20 protein-coding genes are annotated in these 21,192 nt (G+C 58.0%); 4 read left to right on the top strand and 16 right to left on the bottom strand.

From position 1 onward, the window contains the following. Positions 1-15: 15 nt before the first annotated feature. The 8 genes from flgK to BN1190_RS11990 all read right to left on the bottom strand — a co-directional run bounded on the left by flgK (position 16) and on the right by BN1190_RS11990 (position 7,601). The gene (gene flgK / locus BN1190_RS11955; protein WP_040287100.1) at positions 16-1,551 is read right to left on the bottom strand and encodes a flagellar hook-associated protein FlgK; all 1,536 of its coding nucleotides are present in this window, start codon (positions 1,549-1,551) and stop codon (positions 16-18) included. 13 nt (positions 1,552-1,564) lie between these two features. Continuing rightward, on the bottom strand, positions 1,565-2,062 hold the full coding sequence (locus tag BN1190_RS11960; RefSeq protein WP_040287101.1) for a flagellar protein FlgN: 498 nt from the start codon (positions 2,060-2,062) through the stop codon (positions 1,565-1,567). A gap of 36 nt (positions 2,063-2,098) precedes the next feature. Beyond that, positions 2,099-2,368: a flagellar biosynthesis anti-sigma factor FlgM gene (gene flgM / locus BN1190_RS11965; protein WP_040287102.1), complete on the bottom strand. Its 270-nt coding sequence runs from the start codon at positions 2,366-2,368 to the stop codon at positions 2,099-2,101. Positions 2,369-2,958: 590 nt separating this feature from the next. After that, the gene (locus BN1190_RS11970; RefSeq protein ID WP_040287103.1) at positions 2,959-3,375 is read right to left on the bottom strand and encodes a TIGR03826 family flagellar region protein; all 417 of its coding nucleotides are present in this window, start codon (positions 3,373-3,375) and stop codon (positions 2,959-2,961) included. Between the two features lie 41 nt (positions 3,376-3,416). Next, positions 3,417-4,031, bottom strand: coding sequence for a ComF family protein (locus BN1190_RS11975; RefSeq protein WP_040287104.1), 615 nt, complete (start codon positions 4,029-4,031; stop codon positions 3,417-3,419). Then, on the bottom strand, positions 4,028-5,404 hold the full coding sequence (locus BN1190_RS11980; RefSeq protein ID WP_040287105.1) for a DEAD/DEAH box helicase: 1,377 nt from the start codon (positions 5,402-5,404) through the stop codon (positions 4,028-4,030). The genes BN1190_RS11975 and BN1190_RS11980 overlap by 4 nt, the downstream gene beginning before the upstream one ends. A 31-nt stretch (positions 5,405-5,435) precedes the next feature. Continuing rightward, entirely contained in the window at positions 5,436-6,290 is an 855-nt protein-coding gene (locus BN1190_RS11985) for a DegV family protein (RefSeq protein ID WP_040287106.1), read from the bottom strand. A gap of 78 nt (positions 6,291-6,368) precedes the next feature. Beyond that, positions 6,369-7,601, bottom strand: coding sequence for an EAL and HDOD domain-containing protein (locus BN1190_RS11990; RefSeq protein WP_040287107.1), 1,233 nt, complete (start codon positions 7,599-7,601; stop codon positions 6,369-6,371). A gap of 158 nt (positions 7,602-7,759) precedes the next feature. Here BN1190_RS11990 and BN1190_RS11995 point away from each other — a divergent pair, with 158 nt between their 5' ends. Further along, positions 7,760-8,536 carry an enoyl-CoA hydratase-related protein gene (locus tag BN1190_RS11995; RefSeq protein ID WP_040287108.1) on the top strand — a complete coding sequence of 259 codons (777 nt, stop codon included), beginning with the start codon at positions 7,760-7,762 and terminating at the stop codon, positions 8,534-8,536. 533 nt (positions 8,537-9,069) lie between these two features. Here BN1190_RS11995 and BN1190_RS12000 read toward each other — a convergent pair. Beyond that, on the bottom strand, positions 9,070-9,516 hold the full coding sequence (locus BN1190_RS12000) for a flagellar protein FliS (protein WP_144036096.1): 447 nt from the start codon (positions 9,514-9,516) through the stop codon (positions 9,070-9,072). A gap of 47 nt (positions 9,517-9,563) precedes the next feature. Here BN1190_RS12000 and BN1190_RS12005 point away from each other — a divergent pair, with 47 nt between their 5' ends. Next, positions 9,564-10,373, top strand: a complete 810-nt coding sequence (locus BN1190_RS12005) for a flagellin (protein ID WP_040287110.1) — start codon at positions 9,564-9,566, stop codon at positions 10,371-10,373. A 379-nt stretch (positions 10,374-10,752) separates the two neighbouring features. Here BN1190_RS12005 and BN1190_RS12015 read toward each other — a convergent pair whose 3' ends face one another. Further along, positions 10,753-11,049 carry a late competence development ComFB family protein gene (locus BN1190_RS12015; protein WP_179860783.1) on the bottom strand — a complete coding sequence of 99 codons (297 nt, stop codon included), beginning with the start codon at positions 11,047-11,049 and terminating at the stop codon, positions 10,753-10,755. Positions 11,050-11,627: 578 nt separating this feature from the next. Between BN1190_RS12015 and BN1190_RS12020 the strand changes: the two genes are divergently transcribed. Further along, positions 11,628-11,975 (top strand): hypothetical protein, encoded by a 348-nt coding sequence (locus tag BN1190_RS12020; RefSeq protein ID WP_040287113.1) that lies wholly within the window; start codon positions 11,628-11,630, stop codon positions 11,973-11,975. Positions 11,976-12,130: 155 nt separating this feature from the next. Continuing rightward, entirely contained in the window at positions 12,131-12,475 is a 345-nt protein-coding gene (locus BN1190_RS12025) for a hypothetical protein (protein WP_040287114.1), read from the top strand. A 50-nt stretch (positions 12,476-12,525) separates the two neighbouring features. Here BN1190_RS12025 and BN1190_RS12030 read toward each other — a convergent pair whose 3' ends face one another. From BN1190_RS12030 to BN1190_RS12055, 6 genes are all read right to left on the bottom strand, one after another. Continuing rightward, positions 12,526-14,505, bottom strand: coding sequence for a S9 family peptidase (locus BN1190_RS12030; protein WP_040287115.1), 1,980 nt, complete (start codon positions 14,503-14,505; stop codon positions 12,526-12,528). Positions 14,506-15,054: 549 nt separating this feature from the next. Further along, positions 15,055-16,608, bottom strand: coding sequence for a fatty acid--CoA ligase family protein (locus tag BN1190_RS12035; RefSeq protein WP_040287116.1), 1,554 nt, complete (start codon positions 16,606-16,608; stop codon positions 15,055-15,057). A gap of 128 nt (positions 16,609-16,736) precedes the next feature. Beyond that, on the bottom strand, positions 16,737-18,671 hold the full coding sequence (locus BN1190_RS12040) for an FtsX-like permease family protein (RefSeq protein WP_040287117.1): 1,935 nt from the start codon (positions 18,669-18,671) through the stop codon (positions 16,737-16,739). Next, positions 18,643-19,422: an ABC transporter ATP-binding protein gene (locus BN1190_RS12045; RefSeq protein ID WP_040287118.1), complete on the bottom strand. Its 780-nt coding sequence runs from the start codon at positions 19,420-19,422 to the stop codon at positions 18,643-18,645. The genes BN1190_RS12040 and BN1190_RS12045 overlap by 29 nt, the downstream gene beginning before the upstream one ends. Beyond that, positions 19,412-20,422 (bottom strand): sensor histidine kinase, encoded by a 1,011-nt coding sequence (locus BN1190_RS12050; RefSeq protein WP_040287119.1) that lies wholly within the window; start codon positions 20,420-20,422, stop codon positions 19,412-19,414. The genes BN1190_RS12045 and BN1190_RS12050 overlap by 11 nt, the downstream gene beginning before the upstream one ends. Then, on the bottom strand, positions 20,419-21,123 hold the full coding sequence (locus tag BN1190_RS12055) for a response regulator transcription factor (protein ID WP_040287120.1): 705 nt from the start codon (positions 21,121-21,123) through the stop codon (positions 20,419-20,421). The genes BN1190_RS12050 and BN1190_RS12055 overlap by 4 nt, the downstream gene beginning before the upstream one ends. Between the last annotated feature and the right edge of the window lie 69 nt (positions 21,124-21,192).

Genomic DNA, 21,192 nt, shown 5'->3' on the forward strand with positions numbered 1-21,192 from the left:
TGCTAGTCCTCCTCATTATCTGCCGACGACGCCCATGCCGTTGATGATCTTGTCGAGCGTTTCGTCGACGACGGTGATCATCCGGGCGGACGCGTTGTACGCCTGTTGGAACTTGATCATGTCGGTCATTTCTTCGTCGAGTGATACGGAGCTGATCGAGGCACGGCGGTTCTCGACAGATTTCAACAGTGTTTCCGAGTTGAACTGCATTTTGGCTGCCTGTTCGCCGTCGACGCCGAGCTGACCGATGATTCCTTGGAAGTAGGTTTGAATGGTGGCGCCGTCCAGGTCTACGTCTTTGCTGAATTGGATATTGCCAAGTTTTTTGGCGTTGTCGCCATTCCCTTCTTCATCAGCACGGCTGGAAGCTGCAATCAGCGAGGAATCTTGAATGATCGCATCACTCACTTTCATGTTGCCTGCCTTAATACCAGAAGGGACTTCTTTGAAGAATGCTGTGTTGGTTGTATTAGTATTATCGCCAATTCCGAAGCCTTCTTTATGGACTTTATTGAAAGCTTTCACAAATTCCGCAGCCATGCGGTCAATTTTTCCGATCATCTCCGGCAGCAGGCCTTTCGTTCCCTCACCACTTTGATAGCCAAACGTGTTGACTAAAGATTTGATAATGCCTGTGTCTTTCATATCGCTTGGTGTTAATTCGTAATTTATAGCTTGCCCGTTCGTATCTATAGCAGGAAATGAGATGGATTTAAATGTCTGTTGATCACCTGTTCCATTAAAATTCACAGTCATGTCGGCAGCATTAGCGCCTTCAACAATCAATAGTTCTTTATCTTTATTGGACTTCAAAATAATTGTAACTGAGCCTTCCGCCACTTTCGAAGCATTTCCGCCAGACGGTACGTTTTTCACTTCAATCGGAAGGTAAGTAGCCAATTGATCGATCAGTACATCACGAGCGTCGTAGAGATCGTTTGGCACGTAACCATTCGGCTCGATACTGGAAATTTGCTGATTCAGACCGGCAATTTGCTTCAGGATCGAATTGATATCCTTCTCGGCAATATCGAATTCCTGCTTTGTACCTTCTTTCAACTTGTTCAAAGAGCTACTCATTTCATTGAATGAGTCTGCCACCGCAATCCCGCGCTCGACGACCACTTTCCGGGTCCCTCCGTTCTCCGGATGCGTCGCAAGATCCTGCAGGCTGCCCCAGAACTGGCTGAGGGATTTCTGCAGTCCGTATTCGGAGGGTTCGTTCATGATGTCCTCGATCTGTCCGATTGATTTGGAGCGGGCGTCCCAGTAGCCGAGTCTGTTCGTTTCGCCGCGGTACTGCTGATCGACGAACGAGTCACGGATGCGCTGGATGGAACCGGCTTCGACCCCGGTGCCGAGGAAGCCGGGCATCGTGCCGGCGTTCAGGCCGACGCCCGGGAAGCCGGCCGTGGCCCGCATGTTGACGCGCTGACGCGTGTAGCCGAGTGTGTTCGCGTTGTCGATGTTATGCCCTGTCGTATAAAGAGCGGACTGCTGGGTCTGCAGGCCGCGTTTGCTTGTTTCGAGTCCCATGAATGTGGACCGCATGTGGATGTCCCCCTCAGGCGTGCGAGTCGAACGACGTCAGGTCGGATGATTTCGCGTTGCCTTGGATTTCTTTTTTTGTGTAGTTGACGGAGTCCGTTCGGGGACGGACCGCGTCCAGCGAAAGATTCACGAATTGAAGCGATTGGTACGTGAGCTTCTGGTTCAGGTCGTTCTGCCATTTCAATTCATGAATCGCTTGCAGGAGACGGTCCTTCGCCTCCTTGAGCCGTGTGTGATCGGGCTCTTGTGTGAGTTCGAGTACGTCGCTGATGGACGGTTTGAGCGGTACGGGACGTCCTTGTTCCGTGAAGAAGCGGATGACCGCCTGCTCGCGCGCGTTGTCGGTCTGCAGTATGGCAGCGAGGTGCGCCTGCTCGTCTTTCAGCAGCTGGTCGAGCGCGCTGATGTCGTTCTGTTTGATGCGGTTCGTCTTGTCGTTAGCGATGCGCAGCAGGCTCCTATGCAGTTTTTCGAGCTGGTCCATGTTGGTGAGGATCGCTTCCAGTGTCATGGGGTTCCCTGCTTTCTTTGGTGTGATGACTGCGCGTTACGCTTTCGGGTGGAAGTAGCCGATCAGATCCGAAGCGAGCTGTTCCGCGTCGACTTTGTAGGTGCCGGCCTGGATCTGCGCTTTGAGTGCACTGACTTTGTCGCTGCGCTGGGCTGCGATCGGGCTCGGTTCGGACAGTTTTTTTGCTTCTTTTGAAATCTGGAGGCTGTCTGATGGTACTGCTTCCTGCATTTTCACTTGCTCGGCTTTGGTCTGGTTGGCCCGGTACGGGTTGACCTGCTGCACGTGGTGGTTGTTGATTTTCATTGGTTCTCGCCCCTTTCCTGTAATAATGGCTGTTACTTACTATTTCGGACGGATTGCCGGGTTTTAAAGGGTCTTTCGTACGAAATGTGTTCACAAGGTTACCTAATTCGTGATACCTATCACTTTGTTAGCGCTTTACAACTTGTCATAATTTCTTTCTTGAAAAAAACCAGAGTGTTGCGTATGCACGTTGATCTGCGTTTCGGGCGGACGCTTTCCGCGGGCATGGCTTCAGCCTCCTCACTTCGCTACGCTTCGTTGCGGGGTCTTCAGCTCATTCTTTTCCCGCAGGAGTCGCCGCCCTGCACTCCGATCAACTCAGTGATGTTCATTGAACTTTATTTTGCCGCCTTGGCTTATTAACTGACTGTCTTCAATGAAGTGAGCAGGCCGGAGCAGAAGGCGTCGACTCCTGGGGGATCAGCGCAGTCCGAAGACCCCGCAGGAGCGCAGCGACGAGGAGGCTGAGGACAAGCCCCCCGGAAAGCGTACGCCTGGAGCGCAGGCCGGCGGGCTTTGTTTATCCCCTCTCCCCATTATAAAAAGACTGCCTCGGAAAGTCAGGTGCGGACTCTTTGGCAGTCTTTGGGTCAGCGCGGTTTGCGGCTGGAGAGGTAGGTGGCCTGGTCGTTCTGTTTGATCGCTTCGCGGAATTCGGTGGCCGCTTCGAACGTCTTCAGGTCCTGTTTGAGGTCGGCGGTGCATGTGTCGCACAGCTTGCCTTTCGTCGTCAGCGCGCCGCAGTTGTCGCATGGGTAGCCGAGGTTCGGGAACATGGCGGGCTGGAGCCGGCCTTTTCGCACCCATTTGTGCAGCATCGACTCCGTCGCGTCGGTCATTTCGACGATGCGCTCGATCGTCGCGGCGCGGTTTTCGCGCTTGCGCAGGAAGCGGTACACCTCTTCGTAGATCTTCTCCTCGTTCATGCCACAGCGGTGGCATACTTCCCGTACGCCGGTGTAGTTGAAGAACTCGCCGCATGACGGGCAGTTTCGCAGTTCTGCCATATCGTTTCCTCCTAGTTCAGTTCAAGTCAGTTTTCATACGTTCATTTCTGTACGGACCGGATGAGCGTGACGGCTTCGACGCGCACAGCGCCTGCGTCCTTCAGCAGTTGCGCGGCCTGGCGCAGTGTCGTGCCCGTCGTGTAGATGTCGTCGACGAGCCGGTACGTCACCGGCTCGATGACCGCTCCCGGCTTCAGGCGGAACAGCGGCTCCATCGCCAGCCGTTCGCGCCGGTTCTTCTCGCCCATGACGGCGAGCGTGCGTTTCTCGAGCAGCTGCCGGAACGGACGCTTCGAACGGTCGAGCAGCGTGTCGACGTGGGCGAATGTGCGCTCCACGGCGCGCTCGGGATGCATCGGAATCGGTACGATGATGTCTTCGCCGCTGAGTGCTTTGTTCAAATCCTCCGCAAAGATGTCCGCGAGTGCAACGTCCTGCAGGAACTTGTACTGGTGCAGCCAGTCGCGCATTGGTTCATCATACGCGTACAGCGAATGGACGCGGTCGAGCACGGTGCCTTCTTCTATTATGTCGGCGCGGACGAAGCGATTTGAACAGCCGTCACAAAGTGTCTTCTTCTTTTCGAGATTGAGCAGCGTCTGCCAGGACAGGACGGTGCCGATCGGCTTCATGCACAGCAGGCATACGGTCGTCATCGGGTCCCTCCTCTGTTGAGCCGGTCGATCTCGCGTTTCGCGGCGTCCATCGCGTAGCTGATGCCGTCGTGGAACAGGACGAAGTCGCCGGCTGGGAAGTCGACGTTTCTGCCGACACGGCCGCCGATCTGGACGAGTGCGCCCCGGTCGAAGATGCCCTGTTCGGCGCCGACGACGGCGACTTGGACATTTTTGATCGTGATACCGCGCTCGAGGATCGTTGTCGTCAGCAGTCCCGGGATTTTCCCTGCCCGCAGGTCTTTGACGTGCTCTTTCCGGTCGGGATGAGCTGAATGGACGGCACGGATCCGGTCGTCGAGTGCTCGGATGAGAGGTTCGGCTGTCGTCATGAGATCGATTTCGTGGAAGAAAATGAGGAACGGTTCTTCGCGGTCGAGACGGTCTTTGATCCACTCCTGAAGCGGTTTCGGGATACGGCCTTTCTTCAATTGCTTGGCATAGTTCCAGAGCGGAGCGTTGCGCGGCGCGGGCAGCGGGTGGCCGTGGTAGCGCCGGTGGATTGTCGAAACTGCGCAGGTCTTGCGGACTTGCGCGAGCAGCCTGTCGGACGGTGTCGCAGTTACGAAATGGATCGGTGCACCATGTTTCGCCGCTTTTCGCACGGCGTGCTGCAGGGTTGCTTCCGCGGTGTACGGGAAGGCGTCGGCTTCATCGACAAAGATCACGTCGAATGCTTTATCGAACCGGTATAGCTGGTGAGTGGTCGCAAGGATCAGCTGGGCGTCGAAGCGTTTGACGTCCGCGCCGCCATAGAGCGCTTCGACGACGGTGTCAGGAAACGCAGCTTTCAGACGAGGTTCAAGTTCCAGAATAACGTCGACGCGTGGCGCTGCGAGGCAGACGCGATGCCCTTTCGACAGCGCCCGGTGGATCGGTTCGAACAGGATCTCCGTCTTCCCCGAGCCGCACACGGCGTGGATCAGGTGCGGCCGCTTCAGTTCCGTGCTTTCGTGCAGTTCGTCGGACGCTTTCTGCTGGTGCGGTGTCAAGGTACCCGCCCAGGCGAGTGCGTGCTCCGTCGGATAGTCCGATGGCGGCCCGCTCCAGCGGATGAGTTCCGTACAGCACGACACGCGCCCCATCTGCAGGCAGTTGCGGCAGTAGGCGCACGGGCCGCCGCAGGCGAGGCAGCTGAATTGCGTGAAGAGATTCGGGTTTTCATTCTCACAGCGATTGCATTTGCACTCCTGTTGGCCGATACGGTTTTTTGACATTGCGACGCCGTCCTGGACGGAGATGAAGCCCTGTTCGATATGACTATCGATCTGTTCACGCAAAAAAGGGGTGTGCAGACGCAGCCAGACGCGGCCGTCGAGGAAGTCCCTGACGGCCGGATCGAATGCTTTGTTCATCCGCAACACCCCTTGTCTGTTCAGTTGTCAATTATGAATCGGCCCGGCGTTTCACCCAGCCGAGCCCCATCGCGCCTTCGCCGAGATGCGTGCCGATGACGGGACCGAAGTAGCTGATGTTGAACTGCACGTCTGGATAGAGCGCGCTCAGTTCTGCGAGCCATTTGTCGGCTTCCTCCGGGCAGTTGCCGTGGATGATCGCCGCCTCGAGCGGCATTTTCGCCGCGTCTTCGCCGAGCAGATCCGCAATCCGTTTCATCGCTTTCTTGCGCGTCCGGATCTTTTCGAACGGCACGATGACTTTGTCGACGAAGTGCAGGATCGGCTTCACCTGCAGCAGGCCGCCGATCAACGCCTGTGCACCGGAAAGCCTTCCGCCGCGCTGCAGGTGCGACAGGTCGTCCACCATGAAGTACGCGCGCATCGTCTTCTTCATTTCATCCAATTCCGCCATGATGGCGTCTAGCGGCTCCCCTTCTTTCGCCATCTCGGCGGCACGGATCGCATAGAACCCCTGCATGTAGCACGAGATCTCCGAGTCGAAGGCACGGACGTCGACGTCTGTCGCGAGTTCGCCCGCCTGGACGGCGCCTGTGAATGTGCCGCTGATGCCGCTCGACAGGTGGATCGAAATGATCGCGTCCGCGCCCTTGTCATGCAGCTCCTTGAATTTCGCTGCGAACTGGCCGACGGACGGCTGCGACGTCTTCGGCAGTTCCCCGCCGCCCCGCACCTTGTCGTAGAATTCATTTGTCGTAATATCGATCTCTTCATCGTAATCTTGTCCGTCTATGGTGACCGCGAGCGGAACGACATGGATATCGAGCCGTTCGCGCAAGTCTTTCGGTAAGTAGGCTGTGCTGTCTGTCACGACTGCAATTTTCATGTTCATCAACTCCTGCACCTATTCTACCGAATTGCCGCAGAATAAGGAAACGCTATCTTGCGGAAAGTGAAAAAGAATTCATTCCATCCGCCGCGCCCATCGGTTCGCCTGCTGGGAGTACACGCACAGCTCGTCCATCGGGATGTCGACTTGTGCGCTCAAGGCTTCCATGGTATCCATGTCGAGCCGTTCGACAGCTTCTGCAAGCTTGAGGAACGGCGCAAGCTCCGTGTCGCCGCCGGTCAGTGTATCCGTGACCTGTTCGGCGAGTGGAATCTCCTTAGTGATTTCGTCCCATCCTTTGTGGAGGATGACGTCGAGCAGGGAGAACATGCCCGTCAGGAAATATTCGTCGGAGTTTTTGTAGCCGGCGCGGCGTGCGAGCAGTTCGCACAGTTTCGCGCGGACGAGGGAGTAATCGACGAGCGCCTTCGTCCGGCCCATGCCCTCCCCTTCGCCCATCTGGTGGAACGTGATGATGTACAGCCATTTCTTCGTCTCCTGCAGGCCGATGAGCACGATCGCCTGGTGGATCGACGTGATCTTGCGCGGCACGCCGAATGCGTAGGTGTTAATGTAGCGCAGCAGCTTGTACGTGAGCGACAGGTCGTGCGTGATGAGCGCCGCGATGTCGCGGATGCTTGGGAGTGCCGCGTTTAGCTGTTCCATGACGAGCATGTTGCTTTCCTCGATCACCGGTACTTCTATTCCCTTCACAACTTCCGGCGTGGCGAAGAAGTAGCCCTGGAACAGTGTGTACCCTGCCTTCTTCGCCTCTTCGAACTCCACTTCGGTCTCGATCTTCTCTGCGAGCAGCCGGACGTTCGGGTACATGCGGATGAAGTTCTGGATGCGCTGGCGTTCTTCCGGGCCGGACTGCATGAAATCGACTTTGATGTAGTCGACGAGCGGATACAGCCCTTTTTCGACTTCGTACTGTTTCGACAGGATGAAGTCATCGAGCGCGATCCGGAAGCCGTTCGCTTTCAGCTTCCGCAGCCGCGTCATCAGGGCCGGCGTGATTTCGACCGTTTCGAGCACTTCGATGATGACTCGTTTCGGGTCAAGCCGGTCGATGATGTCATGTGCGAGCAGTTCGCCGGTGAAGTTGATGAAGGACGGGTGGCTGCCGGCGACCCGGTCGACACCGATGCACAGGAACGTATTGAGGAGCACACCGATCGTCGCCTTGTCCGGGTCGACGTCCGGGAACCGGTTCAGTTCGCTGTTCCGGTATAACAATTCATAGCCGAACAAGTTGCCCTGCCGGTCGAGGATCGGCTGTCTGCCGACAAATACGCTTGCTTCCACTGAAAGATTCCACCTATCCGCAGTCAATTTACCTATATTGTAGCAAATTAGCACTAGATTGCAAGGTGACATTTTCACCACTCCCTCCCTTTCTGGAAATCCGGTTCGCGGAATGGTATGTTAAAAACGTGTCATATCAGTACATGGGGGTGTATGGAATGGATACAATTCATTATGAAAAAAATGACGGAATTGCGTGGATTATGCTGAATCGTCCCGATTCGATGAATGCGTTCAATTACGACATGATTCGCGAACTCGGGGAAATTGTCGAAACGGTGCGGATCGATCCGGAAGTGCGGGTGGCCGTGCTGACAGGAGCGGGCGACCGGGCGCTGAGTGTCGGGGCGGACCTGAAGGAGCGGAAGACGCTGAGTGATCAGGACGTGAAGCGGAACCTGAACAAGATGGGCGAAGTGTTCACGGCGATCGACCAGATGCCGCAGCCGACGATCTGCATGATCAACGGATTCGCGTTCGGCGGCGGGATGGAGCTCGCGCTGGCGTGTGATTTCCGATTCGCGGCGGACACAGCGGTGATGGGGCTGACGGAAACGGGGCTCGCGATCATTCCGGGTGCGGGCGGTACGCAGCGGCTGCCGCGGCTCGTCGGTGAGGCGAAGGCGCTCGAGATGATTCTGACGGCGGCTCGGCTGAATGCGGCCGACGCGGCATTGTGCGGTCTTGTGACACGGACGGTGGAAGCGGCGCTGCTGAAGGAGCGGACGCAGGAGTTCGCGGAGAAACTGCTCGCGAACGGACCGATTGCCCTGCAGCAGGCGAAGTTCGCGATCAAACAGGGGATGAAGACGGACCTCGCGACAGGCCTGACGATCGAGCGGAAAGCGTACGAGGCCACGATCCCGACGGAGGACCGGATTGAGGCGCTGGACGCGTTCGCGGAGAAGCGAAAACCTGTTTTTAAGGGGAAATGATGGAGAGATGGATGGAGAACCTGCCTGCGGGCGGGTTTTTTTGTTTTGGATGCGGAGGGAACCGCTCCATTCGGGCAGCGAAGTGATCCATTCCCCTGGCGAACCGATCCATTCCGACCACAACCGCTCCATTCGACTGGCGAAGCGATCCATTCGCCCGGCTGACCAACCCATTCACCTATCTGACCGCTCCATTCCCGCGAGAGCGCTCTTCCTTCCCCACGCCGCCTGTTCGCGCCAAGTGCCCTTCCCCAAATCAAAACCAAGATGGAATGGTCGGCTCCGCTGCCGCTCCGCATTTCCTGTTGAAAGACGCAGGGAAAAAACCAGGGTGCCTGCTGCGTGACACCATTCGCGTCTCTCCGCGAATTGTGGCATGCACAGACACCCCGGGTTGAGGGACGTGTCAAAAGCATAGTGCCGTGTCTGCGGGGATATCCCGCCGCTTATGGGTGATTCCATTCATAGGGGGACAGGCTGCCGCCCAATTCGCGGAAGAACGCGAATGGTGCAGCAATCTGTCCCCCGGCGGCTCAGATTTGCCCCGGTAAAACCTGCCCCGCCCGCACAGCCTGCCAGTCGCTGTGCAGGCTGCTGATGATGGTCTCGATTTCCGCGAGCGCTCCCCCGTCTGCCTGCAGCGACGCGGTCACCAAGGTTTGATTGGCATAGATATAGAGGGTCAGGAGCCGTTCGCCTTCTTCGGTGGAGGCGTCGGTCATGGCCATCAGTTCGAACAGCAGGTTCTGTGCGGTGAGGACGGCGCTGCGCCAGTCCGGATTGTCTGCCGCCAGCTGTTCGCGGGCGTTATGCAGCTGCTCCCCCGCCACTTCGAGCGCCAGACAGACGGCGGTGAGCGGCGGGAGCGATGCCGCGTTCGCCCGGCGGTAGGCATGGGCTGCCTGGCGGATGGTGATCATCGCGTCCGCCTCCCTTCTCCTCGTTATATCGGCAAGCAAGCGTTCAATTTTACAAATCAACGCCGATATACCTAGGGACAACAATTATTTCGAATGAGGTGGAGTATATGCGGATCAACAGCCAGGAGCTGATTCAGTCGGCGGCGAACCGCGGGGTGCGGAATGATAAGCAGATCGAGAAGTCGCTTCGCCATCTCGGGACCGGCCTGAAGATCGCGACGGCCGCGGATGATGCGGCGGGCAAGGCGATCTCGGAGACGATGCGGGCACAGATCCGCGGAATTTCGCAGGCGCAGCGCAATATGCAGGACGGGCTGTCGGTGCTCGAGTCGGCGAATGAAGGGATGAATAACGTGAACGGCCTGCTCCAGCGGGCGCGGGAGCTCGCGGTTTCGACGGCGAACGGGACGTATACGGATTCCGACCGGGCGGCGAGCGGGCAGGAGCTGGAACAGATCCTTGCGGCGATCGATGATACGGCCGGCAAGCTGGAGTTCAATACGAAGAAGATCCTCGGGGAGGATATGGAGCTGACGCTGCATGTGGGCGCGAATCCGACGCAGCAGCTGAAGGTGAGCCTGTTCGATGTGTCGGCGAAGGCGCTTGGTCTTGAGGGTGCAACTCTTGCGACGCAGGACGATGCGGAGGCGCTGATCAGTACGCTCGACAGTGCGATCCGGACGGTGACGGGGCATTTGACGAAGGTCGGGTCGCAGATGGAGTCGCTGCAGCATCATTTGTCGAATGCGGGCGTGTTCGAGGTGAACCTGACGAAGTCGCTGGCGTATTTGGAGGATGCGGATATGGCGCAGGAGATGATGAATTTCGTGAGCCAGGATATCCGGAAGAAGGGCGACGAATTGCTGATCAAGCATGTGAACAGTTCGCTGCAGGAGTCGCTGGGGTTATTGAAGTAACTGGTTGGAAGTAAGTGAGTGAACATGTTGATCTGCGCTGCGGATGGCGCTTTCCGGGGGGCGAGCGTTGAGCCTCCTCAGTCGCTCCGCTCCTTGTGGGGTCTCAACTTGCTCGCTTATCCCCCAGGAGTCGCCATCCTCCGCTTCGATCAACGGAGCGTGGAGGACCCGGCAACCTCCTCTGTGTGGGAGGGGAAGAAAAAGAAAAGTTCAAGGGAAAAGAGAAGATCAAGAGAAAAAATCCAGGGTGCCTGCTGCGTGACACCATTCGCGTTCTTCCGCGAATTGTGGCATGCACAGCCACCCGGGTTCAGCGGCACATGCACTGCCCAAAACTCATAGAATGACAAAAGACCGAAGCCCCCGCGGCTTCGGTCTTTTAGTTATGCTGTTTAGTCTGTGCATACGTCTCGCACCGTGGGCTGCTGGAGACTTTGGCTGCGGATTTCGCGATGACGGTGATGATGTTGGTGGCGCCTTGGCGGTCGGCCTGGTGTTCGGCGCGGATGTACGGGCTGAATTTTGAGTTGGCGACGTAGCGCGGCGGCAGGTCGTTGAGGGCGAGGGCCATGATGTCGTTGAGGCAGCGCTCGCAGTCGCAGGCCAGGTTCATGCTGTTTTTGTACGTCATCAGTGTGTCGCGGACGACGTCTTCCATTACGTTGTGGACTCCCACTCGATTCTCCTCCGTTCGTTCCCGCTGCTCCGGATTGGACTGGCTTGGTCCGGAACATTGGAAAGGTCTGCCGTTTTCGGATACTTGTATCTTACAATATCTGCTATCCATTTGTAAACGCTTTCGGATAAATCGATATGGCGTACATCCGTAAGAAGTTTGTCCCTGACAGTCTGTCCCGTACTGTGGTCTGCCGGCGTCATAGGATGACAGTGTTCGGATGAATCATTCGCAAAACGCAGTCGCCCCAAGGTTTCCGCCTGCTGAGACAGTTGTCCGCGGACACTTGTCCAGTTCACATTCCACTCCGGACATATGGTAAGAGTGAAGGGGCCGGCAGGTTGACGAATTCCTGAAGAAACGAAAGTTTCCGAGCCCCTGATGCTTGTCCAGACGCTGACGGATCGGCGGCATAGACTGAGAGTGTCCGGATGACCAGCTCCTCCTTTCACAACAGCCGACTCCCCCGCAGCTCATCTGGGAACATCGTCCTCAGACGGTTGTCCAGCTCCTCAGCTCAACAGCCGCATAGACTGACAGTGTCCGGACAAAGCAAATTTCAAAGGAGGTGAATGACCATGGACCAAATGCAAATGCTGCGTGAATTGCAGAACGTAACAAACAATTGGGATATTGATGATGAAATCTTGTCGGATCTCATTATCGTCTCCACGTTGCTCGGCGAAGTGATTCTCTCCGGTATCTTGTTCCGCGAATATGAACTCTTCGCGAACTTCAATGACGACGAAACAACGACTGCATGCGAAAAAGCTGAATTCAACCGTTCCGTCGGTGAAATGCTGAAAGGCGCATGCTGCCTCGAGAACGCATTCGCACGGAAAATCGAAGCTGCGATCGATCTTAAACAAGTCGGTGCGGAAACAGATACCCCTGAAACAGGTGACTGCTGCTCAGTCCGCCGGTAATTGCCTCTGACAGAAGACGCCTGCCCCCTCACCCGGGACAGGCGTCTTTGTTCGTTTCAACCAATTGCCAGCTGACGCATACCCAGCCAAAGACGATTTGCCAGCATATCCTAGCAGTATCCAGACAAAGCGATCCCTTACGGAGGTGTACGCCTGTGGACCAACTGCAGCTGCTGGAGGATCTTCAAAGCATCGTGGATCATCTCGACACCGACAACGACCGACTCGCCGAGCTGATCATCGTCTCCACCCTGGTAGGTGAAGCCCTGCTGTCCGGGATTCTGTTCCGGGAATACGAGCTCATCAAGAATTTCAATGAAGACACATCCGCGACAGCGTGTGAAACGGCGGAATTCAATCAGTCTGTGAGTCAGGTACTTGAAAGTGCCTGCTGCCTGGAAGAGGCTTTCGCCCGGAAGCTTGAAGCCGCACTTGCCCTGAAGCGGATGGCTGCTGAACCGGAAGATTCTGCCCCCGCGTCTGACGATCCTGACTCGTGAAGCCAGCAGAAAACGCCTGCCCCCTCAAACCCGGGACAGGCGTCTTCCTTTTACAAGTACTTCTCGAACCAGCCGGTGATTTCGTCGAGGCGGGTGATGCGCAAGTTCGGCTTTCCGGTGCGCGACAGGTTGTGGTCGGATTCCGGGAAGCGGACGAATTCGGTCTCCTTGTGCATGCTCTTCAACGTGATATACAGCTGTTCCGCCTGTTCGATCGGGCAGCGCAGGTCGTTTTCCGAGTGCAGGATGAGCAGCGGGGTCTTGACGTTTTCCGCGTATTTCAGCGGCGAATGCTGCCATAGTGTGTCGACGTCGGTCATGTCGGCGTTGATCTGCCAGTCGCTGAAGTAGTAGCCGATGTCCGAGACGCCGAAGAAGCTGATCCAGTTCGAGATCGAGCGCTGGGTGACCGCCGCTTTGAAGCGGTCGGTGTGGCCGACGATCCAGTTCGTCATGAAGCCGCCGTAACTGCCGCCCGTGACGCCGAGCCGGCCGGTATCGATCCAGTCGTTTTCTGCGATCACATGGTCGAGCGCGTCCATGATGTCCTGGTAGTCGCCGCCGCCATAATCGCCGCGCACCGCGTCGACGAATCCCTGGCTGTAGCCGTGGCTGCCGCGCGGGTTGATGTACAATACGCCCCATCCTTGCGCTGCGAGCACCTGCATTTCGTGGAAGAACGAGTTGCCGTACATCGCGTGCGGGCCGCCGTGGACGTTGACGACGAGCGGGTAGTTCGTGCCGTCTTTATACGTCGCCGGCTTCATGAGCCAGCCGTGGACGGTATAGCCGTTCGCGCCGTCGAACTGGATCGCTTCCGGCTGGACGAGCACGGTGTCGGTCACATAGGATTCATTGAATGACGTCATCGCCGTCTTTTCGCCCGTTGCGATGTCGAGCTTGTACAGCTCACCCGGGTTCACCGGATCGGTGATGGCCGCGAGCGCGAACGTGCCGTCTTTCGCCACATCATAGTCATAGACGTGCTCGCCTTCCGGGGACGCCGGGTACAGGCTGCCGTCGAGGTCGGCGAAGTACAGGCGGACGTCGCCCATCACGGAGACCGCAAAGTACAGATAATTGCCTTCCGTCCAGACGGCTTCCGGCGGGTTCGGCCCCTGCTGATGGTCCGCGACGACCGCGTCACCGAGCGGCGCGTCGAGCGCTTCTGTCAGTTTCTGCGTCGTGCCGCTTGTGCTGTCGTATACATAGAGCTCGCCGTGTGTCGCGTTTTCGAATGTCCTATCAGAACCGCCATACGCGATATACCGGTCGTCGTGCGAGAAGGCAGCGCCGCCGAAGTATCCTTGTTCATCGACAAGCGTCGTCTCTTCCTTCGTCTCGATATCGACAAGCAACAGCGGCTGGCTGAAGTCGAAATCCTTGTTTTCGTTCCGGTTGACGCCGATGACGAGTTTCCTGCCATCGTGCGAGATGGCGTCGAGCGAATGATGGAACGGCTCGTCGGTGAAAGCGGTGATTTCGCCGCTGTCGATATCGAGGCAGCCGATCTGCGAGTGGCGGTTCGTCTTGACGAACCCGGCGCCGTCCGCTTTGTATTTCATCGTCGTGACGCGGAGCGCTTCGGGCAGTTTTTTGTCGTCCTTCACGGTTTCATCCGTGAACGTCTTGCCGTCCTCAAGTGTGCTCGTGAGCCAGATCTTCGTGCCGCACGGCGACCAGAGGAAGCTGTTGACGCCCGTCTCATAATCTGTCAGCCGGCGAGCTTCGCCGCCTGCTGCCTGCATGACGTACAGCTGGTTCTTCTCGTTGCGTGTCGACAGGAACGCGACCGATCTGCCGTCCGGCGACCATTGCGGCTGCGAGACGCGCTCTTTGCCGTACGTCCACTGGGCGGATGTGCCGCTTTCGATGTCGAGATGATGCAGATGCGCATGGTAGGCGTTCTCTTCCTTGGCGATCTGTGTGACGATGAACACCGCTTCTGTGCCGTCTGGCGAAAGGACCGGGTTCGTGACGGATTTCAGTGTGAATAAATCCTCTTTTTGCACCAATTGCTTCGTTGTCATTTGGATCCCCCCTTGATTCCATCTATTTCGACAGCCGGAGGAATTCTCCTTCTTTCATTTGTGGAATTTTTTGTTCGGGTGGCTGGGTAGGCACCCCGGGGACGGGGAAACGGGCGGGTTATCGCGGCAATCGGGCGGGTTACCCAGGCGGAATGGGCGGGTTCCTTGGTAAGCGGGCGGGTCGCCGTGATAAGCGGGCGGGTTGCCCAGCCGCCATCCCAACAGAAAAGGCGCAGCGCAGCGGAGCCCGACCATTCAATCTTGGTTTTCACGGGACCCGGGTGTCTGTACACGTCACAATTCGCGGAGGGACGCGAATGGCTGTCGTGCACAGGCACCCTGGAGATGCGGAATGGAGCGGTCCGGAGCGGCAATTGAGCGGTTCTGCAAGGGAATGGATCACTTAGCCGTGCGAATGGAGCGGTCACAGCGGGAATTGAGCGGTTCGGCAGCAGTATTGAGCGCTTCGCCGCCTGAATTGAGCGGTTCGCCGGCCCGCCGCCCACCACCACAAAAAAGACCGCCGCGGCGGTCTTTTTCCTCATTCCCTTAAGATTTCACCTGGTCGTGCAGCGAGCGGCGGAGGATCTTGCCGGTTGTGTTCTTCGGCAGTTCATCCAGAAACTCGATGTGCTTCGGCACTTTGTACTTCGCGAGCCGCTTCGTACAGAAGTCGAGGAGCTCGGCTTCCGTCACGTCGCTGCCTTCCTTTTTCACGACGTAGGCGAGCACTTCTTCCCCGAAGTCGGGATCCGGCATGCCGAGCACCGCCGCTTCGACGAGATCGCGGTGCTGGAACAGCACTTCCTCGACTTCGCGCGGGTAGACGTTGTAGCCGCCGACGATGATCAGGTCCTTTTTGCGGTCGACGATGTAGAAATAACCGTCTTCGTCCTGCCGGGCCAGGTCCCCCGTGTAGAGCCAGCCGTTGCGGAGCGCTGCCGCTGTCTCTTCAGGCATCTTGTAGTAGCCTTTCATGACGTTGTCGCCGCGGACGATCAGTTCGCCGACCTGTCCGACGGGAACTTCCTCCCCCAGTTCGTCGACGATTTTGTTCTCGACGTTCAGGATCGACGTGCCGATCGAGCCCGGCACACGCTCGCGGTCGAGCGGATTGAACGTCGTCACCGGCGAGGCTTCAGAGAGTCCGTAGCCTTCCGAGATCTTCACCTGGAATTTCTCCTCGAAGTTCTCGAGCAGCGCGACGGGCAGCGATGAACCTCCGGAAATCGCAAGCCGGATCGTTTCGAAGTCTTCGCGTGACGCTTCCGGATACTGGTACATGAAGTTGTACATCGTCGGCACACCGGCGAAGATCGTCGCCTTCTGCTCCCGGATCGTCTGGAATACGTCCCCCGGGCTGAAGCGCGGCACAAGCAGGATCGTCGCCCCTTTGACGAGCGGCGCGTTGACGACGACCGTCAAGGCGAATACATGGAATACAGGCAGCGTCGCGACGACCCGGTCTTCGGAAGAAAACCCGAGATATTCGCCGACGTCCGCAGCGTTCGAATACAGGTTCTTGTGCGTCAGCATGGCGCCTTTCGGACGGCCTGTCGTCCCGGACGTGTACAGGATGACAGCGGTTTCATTTTCATCCGGATCGACCGGCATGGCGGCGGCAGTACTTGTGGTGATCAGATGGGAGAACAGCCGTGTTTTCGACCTCGCGACTTCCGACAGCTCCGTCACTTTCGCAGCCGTCTCCCCTGTCGTTTCACAGATGACGTACGACTCGATTGCCGGCAGCCGGACGGAAGCGGCTTCGACGAGCGGCAGCAGCTGCTCGAGCGCAACGACCGCTTTCGCGTCGCTGTCCTGCAGGATGTACGAGATTTCATCCGGCGAATAGATCGGGTTCACCGGCACGGCTGTCGCACCGAGACGCATCGTCGCGTACAGCGTGATCAGGAAATGCGGCGTGTTGCCGAGCAGCATCGCGACATTGTCGCCGCGGCCGACCCCAAGGCCTTCCAAAGCGGCGGCGAACCGCGCCACCGACTGGTCGAATTCCGCATAGGACGTATCTTTGCCCGCAAAATGGTACGCCGTCTTCTCCGGCTGCGCACTCGCTGTCTCACGGACACGTTGGACTAGATTCATAAGAGCACCCCTCTCAGTTGAATGAATACTCATTCACTTCACAACTAGTAGTATATAAGAAAAATTTAAAACATTCAATAGCCATTGGAAAATGAAAGCAGCTCCGCCAAAAAAGAAGACACCGGAACTCACTCCGGTGTCTGGATATGGGACAAGTAGCGCCAGCGGATCAGGTAGAAATAGACGACCTGCAAAACAGCGAACCCGCCGAGCACGAAGGCGAGTTCCCTCGCGATCGAGATTTCAGCGAGGGCATCCCAGATCACCTGGAGCGCCAGGAATGCAAATGCGCTGTGGATGAACGCCACCCCCCACGGGATGAAGAACTGCGGCAGCAGCTGGCGGTTGACGATCTTCTTCAGTTCGCGTCCCGTGATGCCCATCCGCCGCAGCACATCGAACTGCCGCCGGTCGCGGTCGAGTGTCGTGTACAGTCGGAAGTAGACGAAGCTGCCTGCCGCAAGGAACAGGACGGCCGCCAGCAGCAGCCCCATGAACAGCAGGAGCGAGAACGTCGTACGGATCACCGAATAGTTGAGCCCCGGGTTGCCGAATGTGAACAGGGTCCCCGTCTCGCCACTCAGGATGATCGATTGGAGTTCGTCCTCATGCAGCGCACGGCCGATGTCTTTCGTCTCCTGCCAGTCCGCGATATTGAATGCGTAATAGCGGAACAGCGTCGCGCTGGCTCCGTCTTTCCCCATCAGGATCCGCTCGAAATCGTCATCGGAGACGATGATCGCATTCGATGCGATGGCGTTCGGCGGGAACAGCTGATGCGGATAGGCACCGCTGATCTCGACGGACAGCCCACTTTGTGCAAGCTGCGTACTGACGTCCCGGTCCTTCAGCTGGTGGTACGATGATTCGGTCGGCGGCAGGAACATCGCCTGCCCGTCCGCGAGTTCGACCGGCGGGTAGCCGAATGTGTAGCCGAGGGCGTTCATGCTCGATACCCGCACGACTGCGACGTTCTTATCCGTAAAGCTCGATTTCTGCATGAGCACACGGAACGGCACGACATTGTAGTCGATATCCTTTTCGTTCAGCTCGTCGGTCAGCTGGCGGACGTGGATCTGTTCAAGCACGTTGCCCGGGTAACTTTTGTAGACGAGGCCGAGCGGGTTCATCTCTCGGTACTGGTTCGCGAACGATGTCAGCGACGCAAGCAGCCCGACGGACATGAATGCAAGCGTCGACACCATCGTGACGATGAAGAACATCCGGGCGTTCTCCTTCAGCCGGACAACCCCCTCGGACAGCGACAGCAGCCAGAACGGCTTCCAGTACAGCCGCTTCCGTGCCCGGAACAGCTGGATGAAGTATGGCAGCGAATCACTGAAGAAGAAGTACGTGCCCATCACCGCAGCGACCGGCAGGATGAAGAGGATCCGGAGGACATACGGATTCGTCGCGCAGACCGCCATCGTATACGTAAGTGCGAGGAGTCCGACCCCCGCGAGGGCACGCCATTTCGTCTGGGAATACGCATCCTGCTCGGCGCTTTCGCCCTGCAGCAGGTCATACACCTCCCCCGCGCGGATGAACATCGGCGCGAGCAGCGAAATGATGACGAACAGGCTCGCGAAGCAGCCCATCGTCAGCAGGAACGGCTTCCAGGTGAAGTAGAGCGGCAGGTCCGGCAGCTGGATGAGCTCCTTGACGATCATCAGGAAGAATTTCGAGAACACCGTGCCGAGGAACGTGCCGGCAACTATAGCAACACCGCCGATCAGCATCGTCTCAAGAAAGATGAGCCGCTGGAGCTGGCTCCGCGCCATGCCGAGCAGCAGCAGGATGCCGAATTCCTTCGTGCGGGCCTGCAGGAAGGCGCGCATCGAGTAGAACAGGAAGAACAGCGTGAAGACGAACAGCACGAATTCGGCGATCATCATGCCCGTCGACGCGACCTCCTGGACGAACCCTTCCTCCATCGCAGGATGGAACAGCAGCATCGAATACAGGAAGAACACCATCACCGAGAACGCACTCGCCATGAAGAACGCAGCGTAGATCCGCCGGTTCCGGACGACGTTACGGTAGGCGAACTGACGAAAGGTCATTGACGTTCCCCCCGAGCAGCGACAGCACGTTCAGGATCTGCTGGAAGAACGTCCTGCGCTGTTCATCTCTGTACAATTCATTGAAAAACTCGCCGTCCTTGATGAACAGCACGCGGTCGCAATAGCTTGCGGCCTGCGGATCGTGCGTCACCATGATGATCGTCGTGCCGGCGGTCCTGTTGATCTTCGACAGCAGTTCGAGCACGTCACGCGCCGATTTCGAGTCAAGGTTCCCAGTCGGCTCATCGGCAAGGATCAGCTGCGGTTCGTGGATGAGCGCTCGTCCGATCGCCGTCCGCTGCGCCTGGCCGCCCGACAGTTCGTCCGGCCGCCGCGACAGGATCTCGGTCAGCGACAGCTTGTCCGCGAGATTTGCGATGCGCCGTTTCATTTCCGGTACTCCGACTCGGTCGAGTGTCAGCGGCAGCACGAGGTTCTCTTCGACCGTCAGCATCTGCAGCAGGTTGATCGTCTGGAAGACGAAGCCGAGGTTGCGCCGCCTGAACAGGGCGAGCTCGTTCTGGCTGAGCGTCTCCGGTTCGATGCCATTGACTGCGATCCGGCCGTATGTCGGCAGGTCGATCGTTGAAATCAGGTTCAGCAGCGTCGTCTTGCCGCTTCCGGACGGCCCCATGATGGCGACGAACTCGCCTTGTTCCGCCTCGAAATCGAGCCGGTTCAGCGCCCGGTGCATTACTTTGCCTTCATAGATTTTGGTCACTTCCGTCAGTTCGACGATTTTATGCGCCATCGGTTTCCACCGCCTCTCCATTTGCGAACAGCACGGACACCGCGGTCCCGTTTCCGACGACGGACTCGATCGACAGCGGGTGGCCGAGCCGTCCGCATACCTCCGCCGCGATATAGAGCCCCATGCCGGTCGACTCGCCCGTCTTGCGGCCGTTTTCGCCGGTGAAGAACGCGCGGGTGACCCGTTTGATGTCCGTCTCGGGGATGCCGATCCCTTCGTCGCGGACAGTCAGCCGGATCCCTTCATCCGTCTGCACGGCCTCCGCGTACACTTTCTTCCCTTTTTCGAACGTATATTTGACAGCGTTCGTCAGGAACTGGCCGAGGATGTTCTTCATCCACTTCGGATCGGTCGCGACGACGAAATGCGCGTCCACATCGATCTGCGGGAACACGCCGTTTGCGATGAACAGCCGTTTGTGATCGGTCACCGCCTGGCGCACGAGTTCCCCGAGACGGACGCGCTCGATCCGCATATCATCTTCGAACGTCTCAAGCCGTGCATTGACGAGCACGGCATCGAGACCGTCCTGCAGCCGGTCGAGCTCCTCGCGGAAGCTTTTGCGGTCCGTCTCCTCTTCCTGCAGCAGCAGGCCGAGCACGGAAATCGGGGTTTTCATCTGATGGACCCACTGGTTGATGAAGTGCAGCTGCCGGTGCTGCGCGGTATCGAGTTTCTGGACGTCGCTGTGGTACAGCCGGTACAGCTTGCGCATATATTGCGCGGTGACGCGGTGTTCCGGCGTCTGCGGCCGGCCGATCAGTGCGTCTTCCATCCGTCCGGGCTCGCGTTCCAGCACTTCGTAGAACGACCGCCGCATGATGAACTTCACGAGCAGGTAGCCCGCCGTCAGCAGGATCCCCATGAGGATTGCATACAGCGAAGTGCTCCAGTCACGGGCGCCGTCCAGCCAGAACAGCAGGCAGATGAACAGCAGCAGCATGAGCTGGAACAGCAGGAACGGTGCATGCTCGCGCAAAAACAGCTTGTATTTGTTCATGCTTCCTCAGTGGCCAGCACGAACCGGTAGCCCGCTCCCCGGACGGTGTCGATCGTCGACAGGATGCCGTAATCCGCCAGTTTCTTACGGACCCGGGCGATGTTGACGTTCAGCGTGTTTTCATCCACAAACGACTGGTCGTCCCACAATTCCTCGAGCAGTGTCTCGCGGGCGACGACACGCGGCGCCGCGTCCATGAGCAGCTCCAGGATGATGCATTCCTTCTTCTGGAGCGGCACGAGCGTCTCGCCCGCCTGCAGTTCCATCCGCTCCGCGAACAGGGTGAGCGATCCGACTTTCACGATCCGCTCCGTCTGGGCCGGCGCATACTCCCCGAACGAGCGGCGCAGGTGGCTGCGGATCTTCGCCAGGACGACATCGTAATGGAACGGTTTGGTGATGAAGTCATCGCCGCCGTTCTCAAGTGCGAAGACTTGGTCCATATCCCCCGACCGTGCGGAGATGAACAGGATCGGGCACGTCGTCTGCGTGCGCAGCTGGCGGCACCAGTAATAGCCGTCGTAGGTCGGCAGGTTGATGTCGAGCAGGATCAGATGCGGTTCGAACGCGAGGCATTCATCCGAAATCCGGTCGAAGTCCTCCGCGACGGCGACGTCATATTGGTATTTCCGCAGCGTATCCGCGAGCAGTTCCGCGATCTTGCGGTCATCCTCCACGATGAAAATGCGATGTTGTTCCATAGTTCCCGGCCTCCTTCACAAGTACTTCCAGTATACCGTATCGGGCCGTCCCGCGTCTTTCCCCGCCCG

The organism is Sporosarcina koreensis, assembly GCF_000826145.2.
GTDB classification, from domain to species: domain Bacteria; phylum Bacillota; class Bacilli; order Bacillales_A; family Planococcaceae; genus Sporosarcina; species Sporosarcina trichiuri.

Excerpts from the sequence above, each read along its gene's own strand:
- flgK (WP_040287100.1), bottom strand. The coding sequence starts at position 1,551 with ATGCGGTCCACATTCATGGGACTCGAAACAAGCAAACGCGGCCTGCAG.
- BN1190_RS11960 (WP_040287101.1), bottom strand. The coding sequence starts at position 2,062 with ATGACACTGGAAGCGATCCTCACCAACATGGACCAGCTCGAAAAACTG.
- flgM (WP_040287102.1), bottom strand. The coding sequence starts at position 2,368 with ATGAAAATCAACAACCACCACGTGCAGCAGGTCAACCCGTACCGGGCC.
- BN1190_RS11970 (WP_040287103.1), bottom strand. The coding sequence starts at position 3,375 with ATGGCAGAACTGCGAAACTGCCCGTCATGCGGCGAGTTCTTCAACTAC.
- BN1190_RS11975 (WP_040287104.1), bottom strand. The coding sequence starts at position 4,031 with ATGACGACCGTATGCCTGCTGTGCATGAAGCCGATCGGCACCGTCCTG.
- BN1190_RS11980 (WP_040287105.1), bottom strand. The coding sequence starts at position 5,404 with ATGAACAAAGCATTCGATCCGGCCGTCAGGGACTTCCTCGACGGCCGC.
- BN1190_RS11985 (WP_040287106.1), bottom strand. The coding sequence starts at position 6,290 with ATGAAAATTGCAGTCGTGACAGACAGCACAGCCTACTTACCGAAAGAC.
- BN1190_RS11995 (WP_040287108.1), top strand. The coding sequence starts at position 7,760 with ATGGATACAATTCATTATGAAAAAAATGACGGAATTGCGTGGATTATG.
- BN1190_RS12005 (WP_040287110.1), top strand. The coding sequence starts at position 9,564 with ATGCGGATCAACAGCCAGGAGCTGATTCAGTCGGCGGCGAACCGCGGG.
- BN1190_RS12020 (WP_040287113.1), top strand. The coding sequence starts at position 11,628 with ATGGACCAAATGCAAATGCTGCGTGAATTGCAGAACGTAACAAACAAT.
- BN1190_RS12030 (WP_040287115.1), bottom strand. The coding sequence starts at position 14,505 with ATGACAACGAAGCAATTGGTGCAAAAAGAGGATTTATTCACACTGAAA.
- BN1190_RS12035 (WP_040287116.1), bottom strand. The coding sequence starts at position 16,608 with ATGAATCTAGTCCAACGTGTCCGTGAGACAGCGAGTGCGCAGCCGGAG.
- BN1190_RS12040 (WP_040287117.1), bottom strand. The coding sequence starts at position 18,671 with ATGACCTTTCGTCAGTTCGCCTACCGTAACGTCGTCCGGAACCGGCGG.
- BN1190_RS12045 (WP_040287118.1), bottom strand. The coding sequence starts at position 19,422 with ATGGCGCATAAAATCGTCGAACTGACGGAAGTGACCAAAATCTATGAA.
- BN1190_RS12050 (WP_040287119.1), bottom strand. The coding sequence starts at position 20,422 with ATGAACAAATACAAGCTGTTTTTGCGCGAGCATGCACCGTTCCTGCTG.
- BN1190_RS12055 (WP_040287120.1), bottom strand. The coding sequence starts at position 21,123 with ATGGAACAACATCGCATTTTCATCGTGGAGGATGACCGCAAGATCGCG.